The 16,115-nt window shown below is 62.2% G+C and carries 19 protein-coding genes; 13 read left to right on the top strand and 6 right to left on the bottom strand.

What is annotated here, in order from left to right; all coding sequences use genetic code 11:
* Nucleotides 1-26 precede the first annotated feature (26 nt).
* The 13 genes from CD932_RS04350 to CD932_RS28685 all read left to right on the top strand — a co-directional run bounded on the left by CD932_RS04350 (nt 27) and on the right by CD932_RS28685 (nt 9,643).
* Nucleotides 27-734, top strand: a complete 708-nt coding sequence (locus CD932_RS04350; protein WP_094441556.1) for a flagellar assembly protein FliH — start codon at nt 27-29, stop codon at nt 732-734.
* Between the two features lie 101 nt (nt 735-835).
* Nucleotides 836-2,152, top strand: a complete 1,317-nt coding sequence (fliI, locus tag CD932_RS04355; protein WP_254926598.1) for a flagellar protein export ATPase FliI — start codon at nt 836-838, stop codon at nt 2,150-2,152.
* Between the two features lie 33 nt (nt 2,153-2,185).
* Nucleotides 2,186-2,626, top strand: a complete 441-nt coding sequence (gene fliJ, locus CD932_RS04360; protein ID WP_094441558.1) for a flagellar export protein FliJ — start codon at nt 2,186-2,188, stop codon at nt 2,624-2,626.
* Between the two features lie 43 nt (nt 2,627-2,669).
* Entirely contained in the window at nt 2,670-3,866 is a 1,197-nt protein-coding gene (locus CD932_RS04365; RefSeq protein ID WP_094441559.1) for a flagellar hook-length control protein FliK, read from the top strand.
* 142 nt (nt 3,867-4,008) lie between these two features.
* A complete protein-coding gene (fliL, locus tag CD932_RS04370; protein WP_094441560.1) occupies nt 4,009-4,524 on the top strand; it encodes a flagellar basal body-associated protein FliL in 516 nt (171 codons plus the stop codon).
* A 6-nt stretch (nt 4,525-4,530) separates the two neighbouring features.
* Nucleotides 4,531-5,517, top strand: a complete 987-nt coding sequence (fliM, locus tag CD932_RS04375; RefSeq protein ID WP_094441561.1) for a flagellar motor switch protein FliM — start codon at nt 4,531-4,533, stop codon at nt 5,515-5,517.
* 53 nt (nt 5,518-5,570) lie between these two features.
* Nucleotides 5,571-6,005, top strand: coding sequence for a flagellar motor switch protein FliN (gene fliN, locus CD932_RS04380; protein ID WP_094441562.1), 435 nt, complete (start codon nt 5,571-5,573; stop codon nt 6,003-6,005).
* Nucleotides 6,002-6,565 carry a flagellar biosynthetic protein FliO gene (gene fliO / locus CD932_RS04385; protein ID WP_094441563.1) on the top strand — a complete coding sequence of 188 codons (564 nt, stop codon included), beginning with the start codon at nt 6,002-6,004 and terminating at the stop codon, nt 6,563-6,565. Before fliN ends, fliO begins: the two co-directional genes overlap by 4 nt.
* Nucleotides 6,555-7,331, top strand: coding sequence for a flagellar type III secretion system pore protein FliP (fliP, locus tag CD932_RS04390; protein ID WP_094441564.1), 777 nt, complete (start codon nt 6,555-6,557; stop codon nt 7,329-7,331). The genes fliO and fliP overlap by 11 nt, the downstream gene beginning before the upstream one ends.
* A 9-nt stretch (nt 7,332-7,340) precedes the next feature.
* Entirely contained in the window at nt 7,341-7,610 is a 270-nt protein-coding gene (gene fliQ, locus CD932_RS04395; protein ID WP_094441565.1) for a flagellar biosynthesis protein FliQ, read from the top strand.
* 22 nt (nt 7,611-7,632) lie between these two features.
* On the top strand, nt 7,633-8,499 hold the full coding sequence (gene fliR / locus CD932_RS04400; protein WP_094441566.1) for a flagellar biosynthetic protein FliR: 867 nt from the start codon (nt 7,633-7,635) through the stop codon (nt 8,497-8,499).
* A gap of 222 nt (nt 8,500-8,721) precedes the next feature.
* On the top strand, nt 8,722-9,174 hold the full coding sequence (locus CD932_RS04405; RefSeq protein ID WP_070246640.1) for a VOC family protein: 453 nt from the start codon (nt 8,722-8,724) through the stop codon (nt 9,172-9,174).
* A 328-nt stretch (nt 9,175-9,502) separates the two neighbouring features.
* The gene (locus CD932_RS28685) at nt 9,503-9,643 is read left to right on the top strand and encodes a hypothetical protein (protein ID WP_176460876.1); all 141 of its coding nucleotides are present in this window, start codon (nt 9,503-9,505) and stop codon (nt 9,641-9,643) included.
* Between the two features lie 281 nt (nt 9,644-9,924).
* Here CD932_RS28685 and CD932_RS04410 read toward each other — a convergent pair whose 3' ends face one another.
* The 6 genes from CD932_RS04410 to flgK all read right to left on the bottom strand — a co-directional run bounded on the left by CD932_RS04410 (nt 9,925) and on the right by flgK (nt 16,111).
* Complete coding sequence (locus CD932_RS04410) at nt 9,925-10,458, bottom strand: hypothetical protein (protein ID WP_141213180.1); 534 nt, start codon at nt 10,456-10,458, stop codon at nt 9,925-9,927.
* An 84-nt stretch (nt 10,459-10,542) separates the two neighbouring features.
* A complete protein-coding gene (locus CD932_RS04415) occupies nt 10,543-10,944 on the bottom strand; it encodes a hypothetical protein (RefSeq protein WP_141213181.1) in 402 nt (133 codons plus the stop codon).
* A 6-nt stretch (nt 10,945-10,950) separates the two neighbouring features.
* On the bottom strand, nt 10,951-12,213 hold the full coding sequence (locus CD932_RS04420; protein ID WP_094441569.1) for an MFS transporter: 1,263 nt from the start codon (nt 12,211-12,213) through the stop codon (nt 10,951-10,953).
* Between the two features lie 51 nt (nt 12,214-12,264).
* On the bottom strand, nt 12,265-12,705 hold the full coding sequence (locus CD932_RS04425; protein WP_094441570.1) for a MarR family winged helix-turn-helix transcriptional regulator: 441 nt from the start codon (nt 12,703-12,705) through the stop codon (nt 12,265-12,267).
* A gap of 148 nt (nt 12,706-12,853) precedes the next feature.
* Complete coding sequence (flgL, locus tag CD932_RS04430; RefSeq protein ID WP_176460877.1) at nt 12,854-14,095, bottom strand: flagellar hook-associated protein FlgL; 1,242 nt, start codon at nt 14,093-14,095, stop codon at nt 12,854-12,856.
* Between the two features lie 48 nt (nt 14,096-14,143).
* Entirely contained in the window at nt 14,144-16,111 is a 1,968-nt protein-coding gene (flgK, locus tag CD932_RS04435; RefSeq protein ID WP_094441572.1) for a flagellar hook-associated protein FlgK, read from the bottom strand.
* Between the last annotated feature and the right edge of the window lie 4 nt (nt 16,112-16,115).

Genomic DNA, 16,115 nt, shown 5'->3' on the forward strand with positions numbered 1-16,115 from the left:
AACAAACCGCGTATCAACGCTGGGAAATGACCTCGTTTGGCGACGACCGCCCCAGCGTGGTGGCGGCGCGCAAGCTGCTCGAACCCGAGCCCGAAGCCGCACCCGAGGCCGACCCGTTTGCCGACCTGCCCGAAGAGGAGCTGGCGCCACCGCTGCAATACCCGACCCAGGAAGAGATCGACGCCATCCGCGAAGCGGCGCACGCCACCGGCTACGAGGAAGGCCGCAGCACCGGCTATGCCGAAGGCCATGCGGCCGGCCACGCCGATGGCCACGCGCAATCGTACGCCGAAGGCCAGCAGGCCGCGAGCGTGGAACTGGCGCACCTGCAGACCATCGCCGTCGGTTTCGGCACGGCGCTGCAGCAGGCCGACGAACTGATCTCCAATGAGGTGATGGAACTGGCCTTGCAACTGGCCAAGGGCATGCTGAAAGCCGCCCTGCCCGTGCGCCCCGAACTGCTGTTGCCGATGGTGCGCGACGCCATCGAATACCTGCCAGTGCTGCAACAGCCGGCCTTGCTGATGCTTAACCCGGAAGACGCGCAAGTGGTGCGCGACGGCATCGGCGAAGAACTTGGCAAAGGTGGCTGGCGCGTGATCGAAGATCCGACGGTGGAGCGCGGCGGTTGCAAGATCGACACGGCCAGCAACCAGATCGACGCCCAGGCGTCGACCCGCTGGCAGCGTCTCACGCACGCGCTCGGCAAAGACCTGGACTGGCTGGCGCCGTGAACGACAAGAACGACAAGAACGACAAGGACGTCAATGCGCATGCGGCGCGCTGGCGCGCCTATCTGAACGACTGTAGCGCCGTGGTCGGTTTTGTGGAACCGATGCAGGTGTCGGGCCGGGTCACGCGCGTGGCCGGGCTGGTGATGGAAGCGGTCGGCTTGCGCCTGGCCGTCGGCGCCGCCTGCACCGTGCCGCTGCCCAATGGCGGCCGGGTCGAGGCCGAAGTGGTGGGCTTCGAAGGCGACCGCCTGTTTCTGATGCCGCAAAGCGATGTCGAAGGCATCGTGCCGGGCACGCGCGTGTTTTCGGTCGAACCGGCGATTCCGCGCCCGGGCAGCGTGGCGCACCCGCGCCGCCGCCCCAGCGACCGCGCGCGCCATTTGCCGGTGGGCGCGCAATTGCTGGGCCGCGTGCTCGACGGCGCAGGGCGTCCGCTCGACCAATTGGGGCCGCTGCACACCACCGACAGCGCCCCCATCAATGTGCGCCCCGCCAATCCGCTGGGCCGCGCGCCCATCGTGTCCACCCTGGACGTGGGCGTGCGTTCGATCAACGCCATGCTGACCGTCGGCCGTGGCCAGCGCATGGGCCTGTTCGCCGGCTCCGGCGTCGGCAAAAGCGTGTTGCTGGGCATGATGGCGCGCTATACAGAGGCCGACGTGATCGTGGTCGGCCTGATCGGCGAACGGGGACGGGAAGTCAAGGAATTCATCGAGCAGATCCTGGGCCCCGAAGGCCTGGCCCGCTCGGTGGTGGTGGCCGCGCCGGCCGACACCCCGCCGCTGATGCGCCTGCAGGGCGCGGCCTATGCGACGGCGATTGCCGAACATTTCCGCGACCAGGGACAGAACGTGCTGTTGATCATGGATTCGCTGACCCGCTACGCCATGGCGCAGCGCGAAATCGCACTGGCGATCGGCGAGCCGCCCGCCACCAAGGGCTACCCGCCGTCGGTGTTCGCCAAGCTGCCGGTGCTGGTGGAACGGGCCGGCAATGGCGAGGAAGGCGGCGGCTCGATTACCGCGTTCTACACCGTGCTGACCGAGGGCGACGATCAACAGGACCCGATCGCCGACTCGGCGCGCGCGATTCTCGACGGCCACATCGTGCTCAACCGCCGCCTGGCCGAAGCGGGCCACTACCCGGCGATCGACATCGAACAATCGATCTCGCGCGCCGCCCATTCGATCACCACCCATGAACACCAGCAAAAGGCGCGCAAGCTGAAACAATTGTATTCACGCTACGAGCGCAGCCGCGACCTGATCAGCGTGGGCGCCTACGCCGCCGGCACCGACCCGGTGCTGGACCAGGCGATCGCCCTGCATGAACGGATTGAAGCGTTTTTGCAACAGCAAATTACCGAGCGTGTGGGCATGGACGAGAGCTTGGGGCAACTTGCCGCTCTGTTCGAGTGATTGAAGCGTGTCCGCCGGGCATATAATTAAATCATGGCATCTCCTTCCCAACTTGCAACCCTGATCGACCTGGCCCAGCGCGAGACCGATGACTGCGCCAAGCGCCTGGGCGCGGCCCTGAAGGCGCTCGACGATTGCCAGCAAAAGCTGCAGATGCTGGCCGGATACCGTGACGACTATGCGCAACGCTTCGAAGCGAGCATGGCCAACGGCATCACGCCCATGGCGTACAGCAACTTCCAGGCCTTCATGCTCAAGTTGGACAGCGCGATCACGGGCCAGCAGCAAGTGGTGAACCATGCGCAGGCGCGCAGCGAACACGAAAAAGCCAGCTGGCAAACGGCGGAGCGCAAACGCATGTCGTACACCACGCTCAACAACCGTGCGCAGGAACAGGCCTTGAAGCTGGAAAACAAGCGCGACCAGAAAGCCATGGACGAACACGCGGCACGGCAAGCTTATTACAAACGTTAGTTGACGCTTCATTTACGCTGGCAGCAGCGCCACAGGGCACCCTATGCAGACCCCGATTTCCCAGATTTCCTCCCCGCATGCCACGCCGGCGCCGGCCAACCGCGCCATGCCGTCCGGCACGGCGCCCGATGGCGATTTCCAGCGCACCCTGAACCGCCAGCTGGAACAGCGCCAGGCCAGCAGCCGCGCTCAACCTCAAGCGCCAGCGCAAGCGGCGGCCAAGCCTGCCGCTCCGGCTCCCGCCCCGGGCGCCAACAAGGCGGCCGAGCAGGCCCGTGCCAGCAGCAAGGAAGCGGCACCGGCCGACAAGGACAGCGAGGGCAGCGAATCGGAACAGGCCGCGACAGCCGAGGCCAAACTGCCAAACGACCCGATCGCCGACATGCTGGCCCTGGTCGGCAGCATCAAGCTGGCGATGCAGCCGCCGGCCAACGGCGACGCGGCGGCCGGCGACGCCGGGGAACGCGCGCTGGCAAGGCTTGATGGCAAGCTCGACGGCAAAAACATCAGTGCGGCGCAGTTGCTGGCCGGCCAGAAGATCGAGACCGACAGCGTGCAGGATGACGGCAAGGACGGCGATTTTGCCGCCCGCCTGGGCAAGGCGCAGGCCGGCGCCAGCGGGCCAGCGGCCAAGCTTGACGCGGGCAAGCTGGCGCTCGACGCGCAACTGGCGGCCACCGCCAGAACCGGCGCGGCGCTGGCCGAACCCTTGCCGAAAGAAGCCGCGCCCGACCTGACCCGCCTGGCCGCGCCGCTGGCGCCCGGCGCCCTGCAGCAGGCAGCGGCGGTGGCCGCCGTACCGACGGACAAACTGATGGGCCGCGTCGGCACGCCGGCGTGGGACCAGCAACTGGGCCAGAAAGTCGTGTGGATGGCGTCCGGCGGCGACCAGAGCGCCACCCTGACATTGCATCCGCCCGATCTCGGTCCGCTGCAAGTGGTGTTGACGGTCACCAACGACCAGGCCGATGCCGCCTTCATGTCGGCCCAGCCGGAAGTACGGCAGGCACTGGAAGCGGCGCTGCCGCGCCTGCGCGACATGATGAGCGAGGCCGGTATTGCGTTTGGCAACGCCACCGTCTCGGATGGCACGGCGCAGCAACAGAACAAGCAGCGCGACGGTCATGGCGGCGGACGTGGCGGCAACCAGGGCGGCGTGGTCTCGGGCGGCGAGATCGCCATCACCCAAAGCGCCAGCCGCAGCAGGCCGTCAGCGGGCGAAGTCGATACCTTTGCCTGAAGGTTTCTGCTGCAAAAAGCAAGTTGCGCGCACTGACGGCCTCTTTTCCATTGTTGCCTCTGCGCAGAATTTGCCGATAATGACATAATGGCGTCGTGATCCACTTCCATGCAGTCGAGTACCATTGAAAGCAAATCCAAAAATGAAAGCAGATCCGAAAGCCGATGCGGCACTGGCACCTGCGGGAGCGTCAAAAAAGAAACTGATCATCATCATCCTGGCCGCAGTGCTGGTGGCCGGCGGCGTGGGCGGCGGTGCGGCCTGGTATTTCTTGCACGGCAAGGGTGACGCGGAAGAATCGGCACCATCGAAGAAAAAGAAACACTCCGCAGCGAAAGCCGGCCCGCCCGTCTACGTGCCCATCGATTCGTTTACCGTCAACCTGCAGCCTGAAAATGGCGAGCAATATTTGCAAACCGCCTTCACACTGCAGGTAGCCAACTCGGAAGAAATGGAAACCATCAAGGCGAACATGCCGAAGGTGCGCAGCCGCTTGCTGCTGCTGCTGTCGGGCAAAAAGGCGTCGGAGCTCAATACCGTGGAAGGCAAACAGCAGCTGGCGGCGGAAATCGTTGCTCAAATAAACCAGCCGTTCGAAGAAAAAGGGCCGGAACAAGACGTAACGGACGTATTATTTACCGCATTTATCATTCAATAAGCAGCCATGGCCGATAATTTCCTTTCCCAGGAAGAAGTCGATGCCCTTCTGAAGGGCGTCAACGGAGATCAGGACGACGCGCAGGCGCCGGAAGACGTCACGGGCGTACGGACCTACAACCTGGCGACCCAGGAACGCATCGTGCGCGGCCGCATGCCGACGCTGGAGATTATCAACGAGCGCTTTGCGCGCTTGCTGCGCGTGGGCCTGTTCAACTTCCTGCGCCGCAGCGCGGAGGTGTCGGTCGGTTCGGTGCGGGTCTCGAAGTACAGCGAGTTCATCCGCAACTTGGTGGTGCCGACCAACCTGAACCTGGTACACATGAAGCCGCTGCGCGGCACGGCGTTGATGGTATTCGATCCAGGCCTGGTGTTTTTGCTGGTCGACAATCTGTTCGGCGGCGACGGGCGTTTCCATACGCGCGTCGAAGGCCGCGACTTCACGCAGACCGAGCAGCGCATTATCCTGCGCATCCTCGATATCGTCTTCGAGGCCTACACGAAATCGTGGGAACCGGTGTTCCCGGTCGAGTTTGAATATATCCGCTCGGAAATGAACACCCAGTTCGCCAATATCGCCACGCCGAACGAGGTGGTGGTGGCGTCGACTTTTACGGTGGAGCTCGGTTCGGTATCGGGCCAGATTCACTTCTGCATGCCGTATTCGATGATCGAGCCGATCCGCGATTCGCTCACCTCCAGCCTGCAGGGCGAGGCGCTGGAAGTGGACAAGCGCTGGATCCGCCTGATGACGCAGCAGATCCAGATCGCCGAAGTCGAACTGGTGGCGTCGCTGGGCACGGCGCGCGTGTCGTTTGACGAGATCCTGAACATGAAGGTGGGCGACATCATTCCGCTCAATATTCCCGAACTGATCGCCGCCACTGTCGACGGCGTGCCGGTGATGGATTGCACTTACGGCGTATTGAACGGACAATATGCATTGAAGGTCGAGAAACTGCTCGCCAATGCCGATAATATCAACAACTATTAAACCATCTGTCGCGATCCGCCATGCGGATCGTACCCGAACCACAGGAGAATGACATGTCTGACAATCTGGACGATCAAAGCGCGGAAGACGACTGGGGCGCGGCGATTGCCGAGCAAGCCAAGGCCGAAGCAGAAGCGCTGCAAAACCAGGCCGCCAATACGGCCAGCGCGGCCAGCGCAGCCGTGTTCAAGGATTTTTCGAAACATGCGTCGAAGTCCGAAACCCATAACGATATCGATTTCATCCTCGATATCCCGGTGCAACTGACGGTAGAACTGGGCCGCACCAAGATCGCCATCAAGAACCTGCTGCAACTGGCGCAAGGTTCGGTGGTGGAACTCGATGGCCTGGCCGGCGAGCCGATGGACGTGCTGGTCAACGGCTGCCTGATCGCGCAAGGCGAAGTGGTGGTGGTGAACGACAAGTTCGGCATCCGCCTGACTGATATCATCACGCCGTCCGAACGTATCCGAAAACTCAATAAATGAAGCCTGGCCTGTTGATTTCCACCCTGCTGCTGCCGCTGGCGGCGGCATGCTGCACGGCGCAGGCGGCCGATGCGCCGGCCAGCGCCGCCGTTACGGCTACTACGGCCAGCGCGCCGGCAGCGCCGGCCGCCGAGACTGACGCGCCGGCGGCACCGGCCACCACCCTGCCCGCCATGCCGCCCGGCGCGCCGATGACCATGGCGCCGACGAGCTCGAGCGGCAGCCTGCTGCAAACCATTTTCGCCCTGCTGTTCGTGCTGGCCCTGCTGGTCGCGCTGGCCTGGGCCATGAAACGCTTTGGCCCGAAAGCGCTGGGCGGCAACAGCAAGATGCGCGTAATCAGCTCGCTCAACCTGGGCGGGCGCGAACGCATCGTGCTGATCGAAGTGGCCGACCAATGGATCGTCGTCGGCGCTTCGCCCGGCAGGATCAATGCGCTGGCCACCCTGCCGCGCCAGGAAGGCGAGCCTCCATCGTTGTCGAATGCACAAAACGGCCCGGCCGCCGCCAATTTTTCAGAATGGCTGAAACAGACCATTGAAAAACGCAATGGCAAATAAGCGGGCGAAGACGTTGAACAATCCGAAGACGATAGTAAAATGGTTGCTGGCCGGCAGCGCGCTGGCCCTGCCGCTGTGGGCGCTGGCCCAGCCCGGCATTCCCGCCTTTAACAGCGCGCCGGCGCCCGGCGGCGGCCAGGCCTATTCGCTGCCGCTGCAAACGCTGATACTGATGACGTCCTTGACGTTCCTGCCGGCGGCCTTGCTGATGATGACCTGCTTTACCCGCATTATCATCGTGCTGTCCCTGCTGCGCCAGGCAATCGGCACGCAGTCGGCGCCGCCGAACCAGGTAATGGTGGGCCTGGCGCTGTTCCTGACGCTGTTCGTGATGGGGCCCGTGTTCGACAAGATCTATACCGACGCCTACCTGCCCTACCAGGAAAACAAGCTGACCATGCAACAGGCGCTCGACAAGGGCGTCGATCCCTTGAAAACCTTCATGCTCAAGCAGACGCGCCAGGCCGACCTGGCGCTGTTCGCCAAGATGTCGCGCACGCCCGCCCTGCAGGGACCGGAAGACGTGCCGCTGCGCATCCTGGTGCCGGCCTTTGTCACCAGCGAACTGAAAACGGCGTTCCAGATCGGCTTTGCAATTTTCATTCCCTTCCTGATCATCGACATGGTGGTGGCCAGCGTGCTGATGTCGATGGGCATGATGATGATGTCGCCGGCCACCATTTCGCTGCCGTTCAAGCTGATGCTGTTCGTGCTGGTCGACGGCTGGCAGTTGATGCTCGGCTCGCTTTCTCAAAGTTTTTACTAGGCGCGCACAATGACTCCCGAAAGCGTCATGACGATAGGCCGCCAGGCCATGGAAATCACCCTGATGGTGGCCGCGCCCATGCTGCTCGTCGCGCTGATCATCGGCCTGATCGTCAGCATCTTCCAGGCCGCCACCCAGATCAATGAAGCGACCCTGTCCTTCATCCCGAAACTGGTCGGCATCTTTGTCGCCCTCGTGGTGGCCGGTCCGTGGATACTGTCGGTGATGCTCGACTACATGCGCCAGGTGTTTACCGGCATCCCGAACCTGGTCGGCTGAACTTGAAGCAAGGGCAACGGCCGTGCTGACCCTGACCAGCATCGAACTCAATACCTGGATCGCAGCGCTGCTGTGGCCGCTTAGCCGCATCCTCGGCCTGGTGGCGGCCGCGCCGCTGTTCGGCAATGCCGCCGTACCCGTCAGCACCAAGGTCAGCCTGGGCGTGCTGCTGGCGATGATCATCGCGCCCACCGTGCCGGCCCTGCCCGCCACGAACCCGATGTCGATGGCCGGCCTGTTGATACTCACCCAGGAAATGCTGGTCGGTCTGGCGATGGGGTTTTCGATCCGCATCGTGTTTGCCGCCATCGAGATGGCCGGCGAGATCAGCAGCCTGACCATGGGCCTGGGTTTCGCCTCGTTCTTCGATCCGCAAACCAAGGGCCGCTCGTCGGCCATCAGCCAGTTTCTGACCATGCTGGCCACCCTGATGTTTTTGACCGTCAACGGTCACCTGGTACTGCTGGCGGCGCTGGCGGAAAGTTTCGTCAGCCTGCCGATTTCAGCGAGCCCGATCCACAGCGGCGGCTTCCAGCAACTGGCGGCCTGGGGCGGCGAAATTTTCCGCTCGGGCGTGCAGATTTCGCTGCCCATCGTCGCCGCCCTGCTGCTGACCAACGTCGCGCTGGGCATCCTGACGCGCGCCGCGCCGCAGCTCAACATCTTCGGCATCGGCTTTCCCGTCACCCTGGGCGTGGGCCTGCTGGTGCTGGCGATGGTGCTGCCCTACCTGGCCACGCCGTTCCAGAACATGTTCCTGCGCGGGATAGAGACGGCGCGCCTGCTGCCGCGCGGCTTTGCCGAGCGCGAGCGGCCGCCACCGCCGCCGGCCAACCCGCTGCGACCGGCGCCGCCAGCATCACCTGTCACGCCATTGCCGCCCCCTTAAATGACTAAAAACAGCGGGCTTGGCCCGGAAAGTCTGGGCAGGCGACCAGGGTTATGACATATTTTGCTGGTTTGTTCATGAAGCTGGAAAGCTCCATGGCCCATCGCTGAATGGCAGCTTACGCCCCCATAACGGTCATCTGTTAAAGTAATGGGGGAAATCCAGACTGGATTCTTAACTCTCGCATAAATCTGCGGCCTCGACTGTTAACAGGATGCATCTATGAACGACCAAACCTCTACCGTATTGCGCACCGAGCACACTGGGCTGACTGTCGCGTCGATCAATGGCGTACTTGATTTCTGGACTGAGGTCCTCGGCTTTCAACTCGTGTACCGCAAAGAGCTTGGCGGTGGGCACGCGATGGAACAAGTGGTCGGGGTGTCGGGAGCTTATTTAAGAAACGCTCTCCTAGAGGGTCCCGATGGATATAGAGTTGAGCTGATTGAGTACGATTCGCCGGAAGACCGCGTGGTTTTGAAACAACGTCCATGTGACGTAGGTTCGGCTCATTTGACGTTTGCCGTGACCGATCTTCGCGCAATGCTAAATCGCATGGCCCCTTATGGATGGACGGCAACCGGCGAACCGCAAACTGCGCCTAGCGGAACAATCATGGTCTACACCCGAGGACCTGACGGCCACACCATAGAACTTATGCAACATCCGGAGTGAACTGCCTGTCAGTGAATACTTATCTTGGTTGCTATCTGGTAGACGTAAAACGGAGAATAACTTCGGCATCAGCTGGGCGGTGCATCATCGGTGTGAGGTTTTAATGGGTGATTACTTGAGCGACCGGTTTTGGCCGAACCCGGCCGTTTGGGCCAGCATAGCAGGTTGCCAGGGTGAAAATCTAGCGGCTTCATCGGCAGGCTGGATTCGCCCCAAAGCGGTCATTCGTACCATCGTAAAATAAGTCAATTTTTCGTATGAAAAATATGCTACCCTTAACCAACTTTATGTTGAAATTGTAATTTTTGAACTACAAAGGAGAGCAGACATGGCACTTAAACCAGGACCAAAGCCGATAGCAAAATCAACAGGGCTGCCGGATCAGCGCCGCCGTGATAACAAAACCACACCAGGGAATAACCCGGCCCTTAAACCTAGCAAATCTAGCAATCCCCCAAAAAGTAAATGATAGGGGGCTGATTTACTATGCTAACCTGGCAGTCCGCGCGTCGATAACAACAGCGGCCTCGTCGCCTTGCGCGCGTTCATGGCCTCCGATGCCGCGGAAAAGATCGTAATGCCGCCGGCGCCAAACACGCGATGCGCTGGACTATGAGTGCCCGCGTACGCTGCAGCGCGTATCCCAGACCGCTCCTGGCCGAACGCGGCCCGTTGCGCTGCTAGGATAGCAGCTTGCCCATCTACAAAACGCAAGAATTCTCACATCGGGCTGTAACCGCCCCGAAGCGATTATCGGATTATCGAACCAGTGTCTGACCTTAAGCTGAACGGTTGCCACCCACCAGGTGGATCCCATTCTCCTTCTCCATCAATCGTACCGGGTGTCGCACGGTGGAGTACCACGCCATCAATTCCAAGGTCGTGCTGCTTCCAGATCAGACCCCCTGTACGGTCAAATGCGAGCACTTCAGATGCAGATGCGGCAAGGACGGAGATCTGACGATCAAGATGATCCAGGTCACGCGAGTCATATAGATGCCCGAAATACCCGCTTAGTGAGAAGCGGCGCACGTAGCCAAGATGAACGTCGACGACGAAGACGAACCGCCCGTAGCCAATGTAAATCATGCTGTCAATGGAACGTACGTCCCTGAAGCATGACTCGCCTGCACTCGCAAGAATGTCTACTCGGGCAAGCGGTGCGCTGTCAACAATCACGGCCACGCTTGCAACGACCTCGGAGTCCGATATCTCACCAGCGGCAGCTAGGACTTGGTCGAACTCAAGGTAGGGATCGTGAGGACTAAGGAATTCTGCTTTCATGGATTTATCGTTGACATGGTGGAGCATCAAATGTCCGCTTCTGGCCGAACCCGGCCGTTCGGCCCAGCATAGCAGGTTGCCAGGTTAAAAATCCAGCGGCCGCCACAGGCCTGCCTGGGACAGCGCATCATTGCCATCACGAATGCCTGCTCTCTGACATATCCACCAGTAAGCAACGCCGCCTGTCAAGCCGGACCCGAGATAGTTCAGCGAATCATAAAGACCCGATTTCGCCCAGCGGACAGAAGTGAATGGGTCGGCGAGCTCCATCCAGACAGGTATGGCACAGATAAAACCAGCCGTACCGAATTGCCAACAGCGCGTCAAGCGTAGCTTCCAAAACAAAAACGCGACTGGCAAGCCGAAGACAAGCGCCGCAATGATCGCGAAAGGAAAGCCGATGAGCCAGGCCAGCGGCAACGCGCACCAAGTGCCTGTTCCATTTGCCAACCCCACGCCGCAGGTGACAGATGTGGCGCCAGTCACGCCAATTTAATGTTGCTGGTCGCCGCTGAGCGCAAAGCGCCAGCGCCGGCTGTCAAAGTGCAGCTTCAGGCCGTGGTATTTCACCAGGTAGCGCACGCCGACGGCCGCCGCCGCAAAGCCGGACAAGGCACCGATGCCCAGCGCCCAGCGCGGACCGAACACGTCGGCGACCCAGCCGACGATGGGCGCGCCAAGCGGCGTGCCGCCAGCGGCGATCGCCATCACGATGGCCATCACGCGCCCGCGCATGGCCGGTGCCGTCGACAACTGCACCGCGCTGTTGACGGTGGTGGTAAATGTTTGCGCGGCAATCCCGATCACCACCAGCATGACGCCGAACAGCCAGTAGTTGGGCATCACGGCGGCCAGCGCGCAGCCGAAGCCGAACAACGCCGCCGCACCGAGCAGCAGCGCCAGGCGCGGCTGCTCGCGTCCGGCCGCCATCAGCGCGCCGGCCACCGAACCGCAGGCCATGATGGAACTGAGCACGCCATACTGGCTGGCACCCGCATGGAAGGCCGTCACTGACATGGTGGAGAGAAAAATCGGGAAATTCAGGCCGAAGGTGCCGATCAGGAACAGCATCAGCAGCACCGACACGAGGTCGGGCCGCGAGCGGACATAGCGGAAGCCGTCGGCCAGGCCGGCGCGGCTGGCCTTGATGCGCGGCGCGGCGCGCAGCAGGGTCGTGCGCAGCAACAGCAGCGAACCGATCACGCCGGCAAACGAGAATGCGTTGATGATAAAGACCCAGCCGGTCCCAACGCTGCTGATCAAGAGGCCCGCCACGGCCGGCCCCAGCATGCGCGCGGCGTTGAATGAGGTGGAGTTCAGGGCCACGGCGTTGCCGAGGTCTTCCTCACCGACAATTTCCGACACAAAAGTCTGGCGCACGGGCGCGTCGAAGGCCGTCACGCAGCCGAGCAAGAAGGCGAACACATACACATGCCACAGCTCCACCCGTGCGCTGATGCACAATAATCCCAGGCCCAGCGCCAACAAACCCATGGCCGCCTGGGTCAGCAGCAGCAATTTGCGCCGGTCCAGCAGATCGGCCGCCATGCCGGTCAGCGGCAGCAGCAGCACTTGCGGGCCGAACTGCAGCGCCATGACGATGCCGACGGCGCTGGCGTTGTGATGGGTCAGCTCGCTGAGCACCAGCCAGTCCTGCGCGGTGCGTTGCATCCAGGTGCCGACGTTCGACACCAGGGCGCCACCGGCCCAGATACGGTAATTGGGATTATTAAGCGAGCGGAAAGTATTGAGCATCTGGTGAGCGGGCCTCCTTGCCTGGGTCAGTTATCAAGTATCAATGTGGGTTCAGTCCGCCAGTCGTTTGAGCAGCGCCATGGCCTGCCGCAATTGCATGGCTTCGTCCAGGGTCAGCCGGCTGTCAATGGTGCGCGCCAGCCAGTCTTCGCGCGCCGCGCGGCTCGCTTTTACCAGGGCGCGGCAACGCTCGGTCAGGCTCAGGATGGTTTGCCGTTTGTCGAGCGGATCGGGCGCGCCCGTCACCAGTTGCGCTTGCGTCAAGACCAGCACGGTGGCCGCCATCGATTGCGGACGCATGCCTTCGGCGCGCGCCAGGCTGCTGACGGTGGCCGGGCCATCGCGTTCGAGCCGGCTCAAGACCGACGCCTGCGAGGGCGTGACGTCGGCGATATGCGCTTCTTCGCGCAAACGGCGGCGCAGCTTGCATACATGGATGCGCAATTCGCTGGCCAGCAGCAGGACTTGTTCGTGGTGTTCGGTGAGGGACATGAGGAAGGCAGAACGTTGAACGGCCTCAAGTGTAACAGATACGCAGGAAGACTGCTCAGTTAGACTGTCAATTGACTTTGTCCGAAAAAAAAGCCGGGGCGGAAGAAACTCCCTGCCCCGGCTCCCCGGCGGCGTCAGCAGACGTAACTTAGCGAATGTAATTGAACAACGACAGGCCCGACACTTGCGTAAAGGTTTTCTGCGCCGCCTGCAAGGTGATCTGCTGCTGGGTGAACAGCGACGCGGTCTTGACCATGTCCAGGTCCTGCAGGCTGGACAAGGTGGACGAATATTGCAAGTCCAGGTCGTCGCCGGCGCTGGCCAGGTAATCGAGTTCCTTCATGCGCGCGCCCACCTTGGCCGTGACCGACAGGACGTTGTCGTAGGCGGTGCTGAGGACGCTGCTGGCCGCGCTCATGTTGTTGGCCAGGCGGGCCTGGCCGGCGTCGCCATTGCCCGACAGGCGCAGCGAGCCGATCAGGTTGGTCACGGTGGTAAACAGCGACTCCTTTGAGCTAGGCGCCACCTTGAAGCTGTCCTGGTCGCCGGGTTTGCCGCTGATGATGACCTGCTGGCCGTCGAAATTGATCGCGTCGCCCGCCTTGTAGGCTACCGGCACGGCCGGATTGGGCACCGTCTGGCCCAGCGTCAGGTCATGGATGGTGTAGCTGGTGACGGCGGCGGTGCCGGTGCCGGCCACGCTGAACTTGATCTCGTATTTGTTGCCGGTCAGCTTGCTGGCGTCGGTGACGGTGCTGCTGGTGACGATACCGGCGCCGCCGCGCGCATAATTGCCGCTGTCGGGGGTAACGGTAAATTTGCCGTTGCCCGTCATATTGTCTTCAAACACCGCAGCGCCCGAATCGCTGGTGGGCAGGAACCGCGACGAGCCCACCTGCAGCTCGCGCTGGCCCTGGTCGCCCGCATAGACGGCGCCGGTGGGCGTCTGGCTGAACGGCTGAGTGCTCGACTTGTAGCCGCCGAACAGATAGCCGCCGGCGCCGTCGGCCGTATTGGCGATGCCGAGCAGGTCGGTCATGCGCCCTTCGAGCTCTTTCGCGATGGTGTCGCGCTCTTCGTTGCGCAAGCCCGGATTGCCGGCCTTGACCACCAGTTCCTGCACGTCGGCGATCAGCTTGGTGGTGCTTTTCAGCGCCAATTCTTCTTGCGTCAGAAAATTGGTGGCGTTCGAGCGGTTGGTCACGAACTGGGTATTGAGCGACTGCGACTGCGTCACTTCCAGCGCGCGCGCCGAGGCGATCGGATCGTCGGCCGGGGTCAGGTTGCGGCGGTTGGTCGACAGCTGCATCTGCGTGCGGTTCAAGGCGCTTTGCAAAGTGTTGATCTGGGTGCTGCCCTGCTCGTAAATCATTCGTGTGCTGATGCGCATGATGCTGCCCTTCCTGATGGCGGCGGCGATGCCGCTGCAAAATAATGATTAGCGTCCGAGGCCGATGACCACATCAAACAGGGTACTGGCAATCTGCATGACCTTGCCACACGCCTGGTAGGCCTGCTGGTAGCGCAGCAAATTGGCCGCCTCTTCATCGAGGTTGACGCCCGACACGGCCTGTTGCTGGCTGGTGGTCTGTTCCAGCAGGGCCTGGCTGGCCAGGCCGCTGACCTGCACTTCGCGCGTCTTGTTGCCGACAAAGCTGACGGTTTCCGCATACGACCCCTGGAAGGTGGCGTTGCCGCCATCGAGGATGTTTTTCGTCTGCAAGGCCGCCAGCGCCACCGCATTGCGGTTGTCGCCCACCCCGCCCGTGTTCGGCGCAATCGTGTAGGTGTCGCCATTGGCTGGCGCGCCCGTCATCGTCACATTGATGCCGCCAAAGCTGAAATGGTCGCCCGCCTTGTAGGCAATGCTGGCCGTGCCGGCCGGGTAGGTGGTGCTGTTGCCGTCCACGCCCTTGACGGTCACGGCCTTGTCCGCAGGAAAGCCTTTGAACGCATTGCTGGCCTTGTCGTACGTCAGGGTCACCTGACTCTTGAGTACATTACCCGCTTGCAGATACGTCTTGTCGACGCTGCCGGCCGACAACTTGCCGCTGCCGGTATTGCTGACCGGCGCGCCGGTGGTGATGGGGGCCGCCGCAGCGAGCTTGTTGCGGTCGTTAATCATGACGCCCAGGCCGGCGGCCACGTTGAAGGTCGGCCTGATGACGTAGTTGTCGCCTTCGGCGGCCGTGCCCGAGATCGAGAAATCCACGCCGTCGATGGTTTGCGGGCCGGTTTGCGGATACGGATTGATGACGGTGCGCGCGCCATCGCTCTGGCGCGTCACCACATAGTTGTTGCCATCGTACCGCATGTTGTAGTCGCTGGCCGTCAGCGCGCCCGGATCGCTGATCTTGGCCGACAACACGGTGGTGCTCGAGGCGCTGTTCAGGCGGCTGGCGCCGATCATCGGCGCGGGAATCTTGAAAAAGTCGCCGCCCATGTCGCCGTTCAGGTCCTGGCCCAGCTTGTGCTGTTCGTTGAAAGTGGTGGCGATCCCGGCGGCGACCTTGCCCAGCGAGTTCTGCACGCGGTCCAGGGCGCCGCTGCGAAACTCCAGCAAGCCGCCGAGCGAGCCACCCGCCAGCGCGTTTTCCGGCAGGATTGTCACGTTGCTGCCGGTGACATAGCCCACTTCGACCCGGTTCGGGTCGGTCAGCGACGGCGTGGCGGCCAGTTCGAAACTGCGGTTGGCCACCACCAGCGGCTGGCCCGAGCCGATCGACAGGGTCAGCGTGTTGTTCGAACCCGGCTGCGCCGTGGTCTTGACGTATTTGTTCAGTTCATTGACCAGCTGGTCGCGCTGGTCCAGCAAATCGTTCGGTTTGATCGACGGATCGACCGTCAGTTGCGAAATCGAGGTATTGAGTTCGGCGATCTGCTTGGCGTAGGTATTGATCACCGCCACGTTCGAGCTGATTTGCGAGTCGACGCCGGCGCCGATTTCCGACAGGCGCGCGCTCAAGCCCTGGAAGCGGCCCGTCAGCGAACCGGCGCTCGACAGCAGCGCCTGGCGCGAAGCCACTGACGACGGATTCGAACTGAAGTCCTGCACGCCCTTGAAAAAATCCTGCAGCGACGGCGACAGACCCGCCGTCGAATCGGCCAGCATATTGTCGATCTGGCTGATCTGCGTGTAATAGGCGTTGAGCGAGCTGGTGTTGCTTTGCGCGGCATTGACCTGGGTCGCCATGAAACTGTCGTACTGGCGCTTGACCTGCGACACTTCCGTACCGGTGCCCACATAGCCGTAACCGGCAAAATTGGCATTGGCCGTCTGCTGCTCCACCGTCTGGCGGTTATAGCCGGCCACGTTCACGTTGGTGATGTTATGGCCGGTCGTCGACAGGCCCACCTGCGCTGCGAGCAAGCCACTCTTACCGATGCTGAGGAGATTCGAGGTCATGGTG

It is taken from the genome of Janthinobacterium sp. PC23-8 (assembly GCF_002250505.1).
In the GTDB taxonomy this organism is placed as follows: Bacteria; Pseudomonadota; Gammaproteobacteria; order Burkholderiales; family Burkholderiaceae_D; genus Janthinobacterium.

Coding starts and splice junctions, on each gene's coding strand:
- CD932_RS04365 (WP_094441559.1), top strand. CDS start 2,670: ATGCAGACCCCGATTTCCCAGATTTCCTCCCCGCATGCCACGCCGGCG.
- flgK (WP_094441572.1), bottom strand. CDS start 16,111: ATGACCTCGAATCTCCTCAGCATCGGTAAGAGTGGCTTGCTCGCAGCG.
- CD932_RS04350 (WP_094441556.1), top strand. CDS start 27: ATGACCTCGTTTGGCGACGACCGCCCCAGCGTGGTGGCGGCGCGCAAG.
- fliM (WP_094441561.1), top strand. CDS start 4,531: ATGGCCGATAATTTCCTTTCCCAGGAAGAAGTCGATGCCCTTCTGAAG.
- fliL (WP_094441560.1), top strand. CDS start 4,009: ATGAAAGCAGATCCGAAAGCCGATGCGGCACTGGCACCTGCGGGAGCG.
- CD932_RS04405 (WP_070246640.1), top strand. CDS start 8,722: ATGAACGACCAAACCTCTACCGTATTGCGCACCGAGCACACTGGGCTG.
- fliO (WP_094441563.1), top strand. CDS start 6,002: ATGAAGCCTGGCCTGTTGATTTCCACCCTGCTGCTGCCGCTGGCGGCG.
- fliQ (WP_094441565.1), top strand. CDS start 7,341: ATGACTCCCGAAAGCGTCATGACGATAGGCCGCCAGGCCATGGAAATC.
- CD932_RS04410 (WP_141213180.1), bottom strand. CDS start 10,458: ATGAAAGCAGAATTCCTTAGTCCTCACGATCCCTACCTTGAGTTCGAC.
- flgL (WP_176460877.1), bottom strand. CDS start 14,095: ATGCGCATCAGCACACGAATGATTTACGAGCAGGGCAGCACCCAGATC.
- CD932_RS04425 (WP_094441570.1), bottom strand. CDS start 12,705: ATGTCCCTCACCGAACACCACGAACAAGTCCTGCTGCTGGCCAGCGAA.
- fliN (WP_094441562.1), top strand. CDS start 5,571: ATGTCTGACAATCTGGACGATCAAAGCGCGGAAGACGACTGGGGCGCG.
- fliP (WP_094441564.1), top strand. CDS start 6,555: ATGGCAAATAAGCGGGCGAAGACGTTGAACAATCCGAAGACGATAGTA.
- CD932_RS28685 (WP_176460876.1), top strand. CDS start 9,503: ATGGCACTTAAACCAGGACCAAAGCCGATAGCAAAATCAACAGGGCTG.
- fliJ (WP_094441558.1), top strand. CDS start 2,186: ATGGCATCTCCTTCCCAACTTGCAACCCTGATCGACCTGGCCCAGCGC.
- CD932_RS04420 (WP_094441569.1), bottom strand. CDS start 12,213: ATGCTCAATACTTTCCGCTCGCTTAATAATCCCAATTACCGTATCTGG.
- fliI (WP_254926598.1), top strand. CDS start 836: ATGCAGGTGTCGGGCCGGGTCACGCGCGTGGCCGGGCTGGTGATGGAA.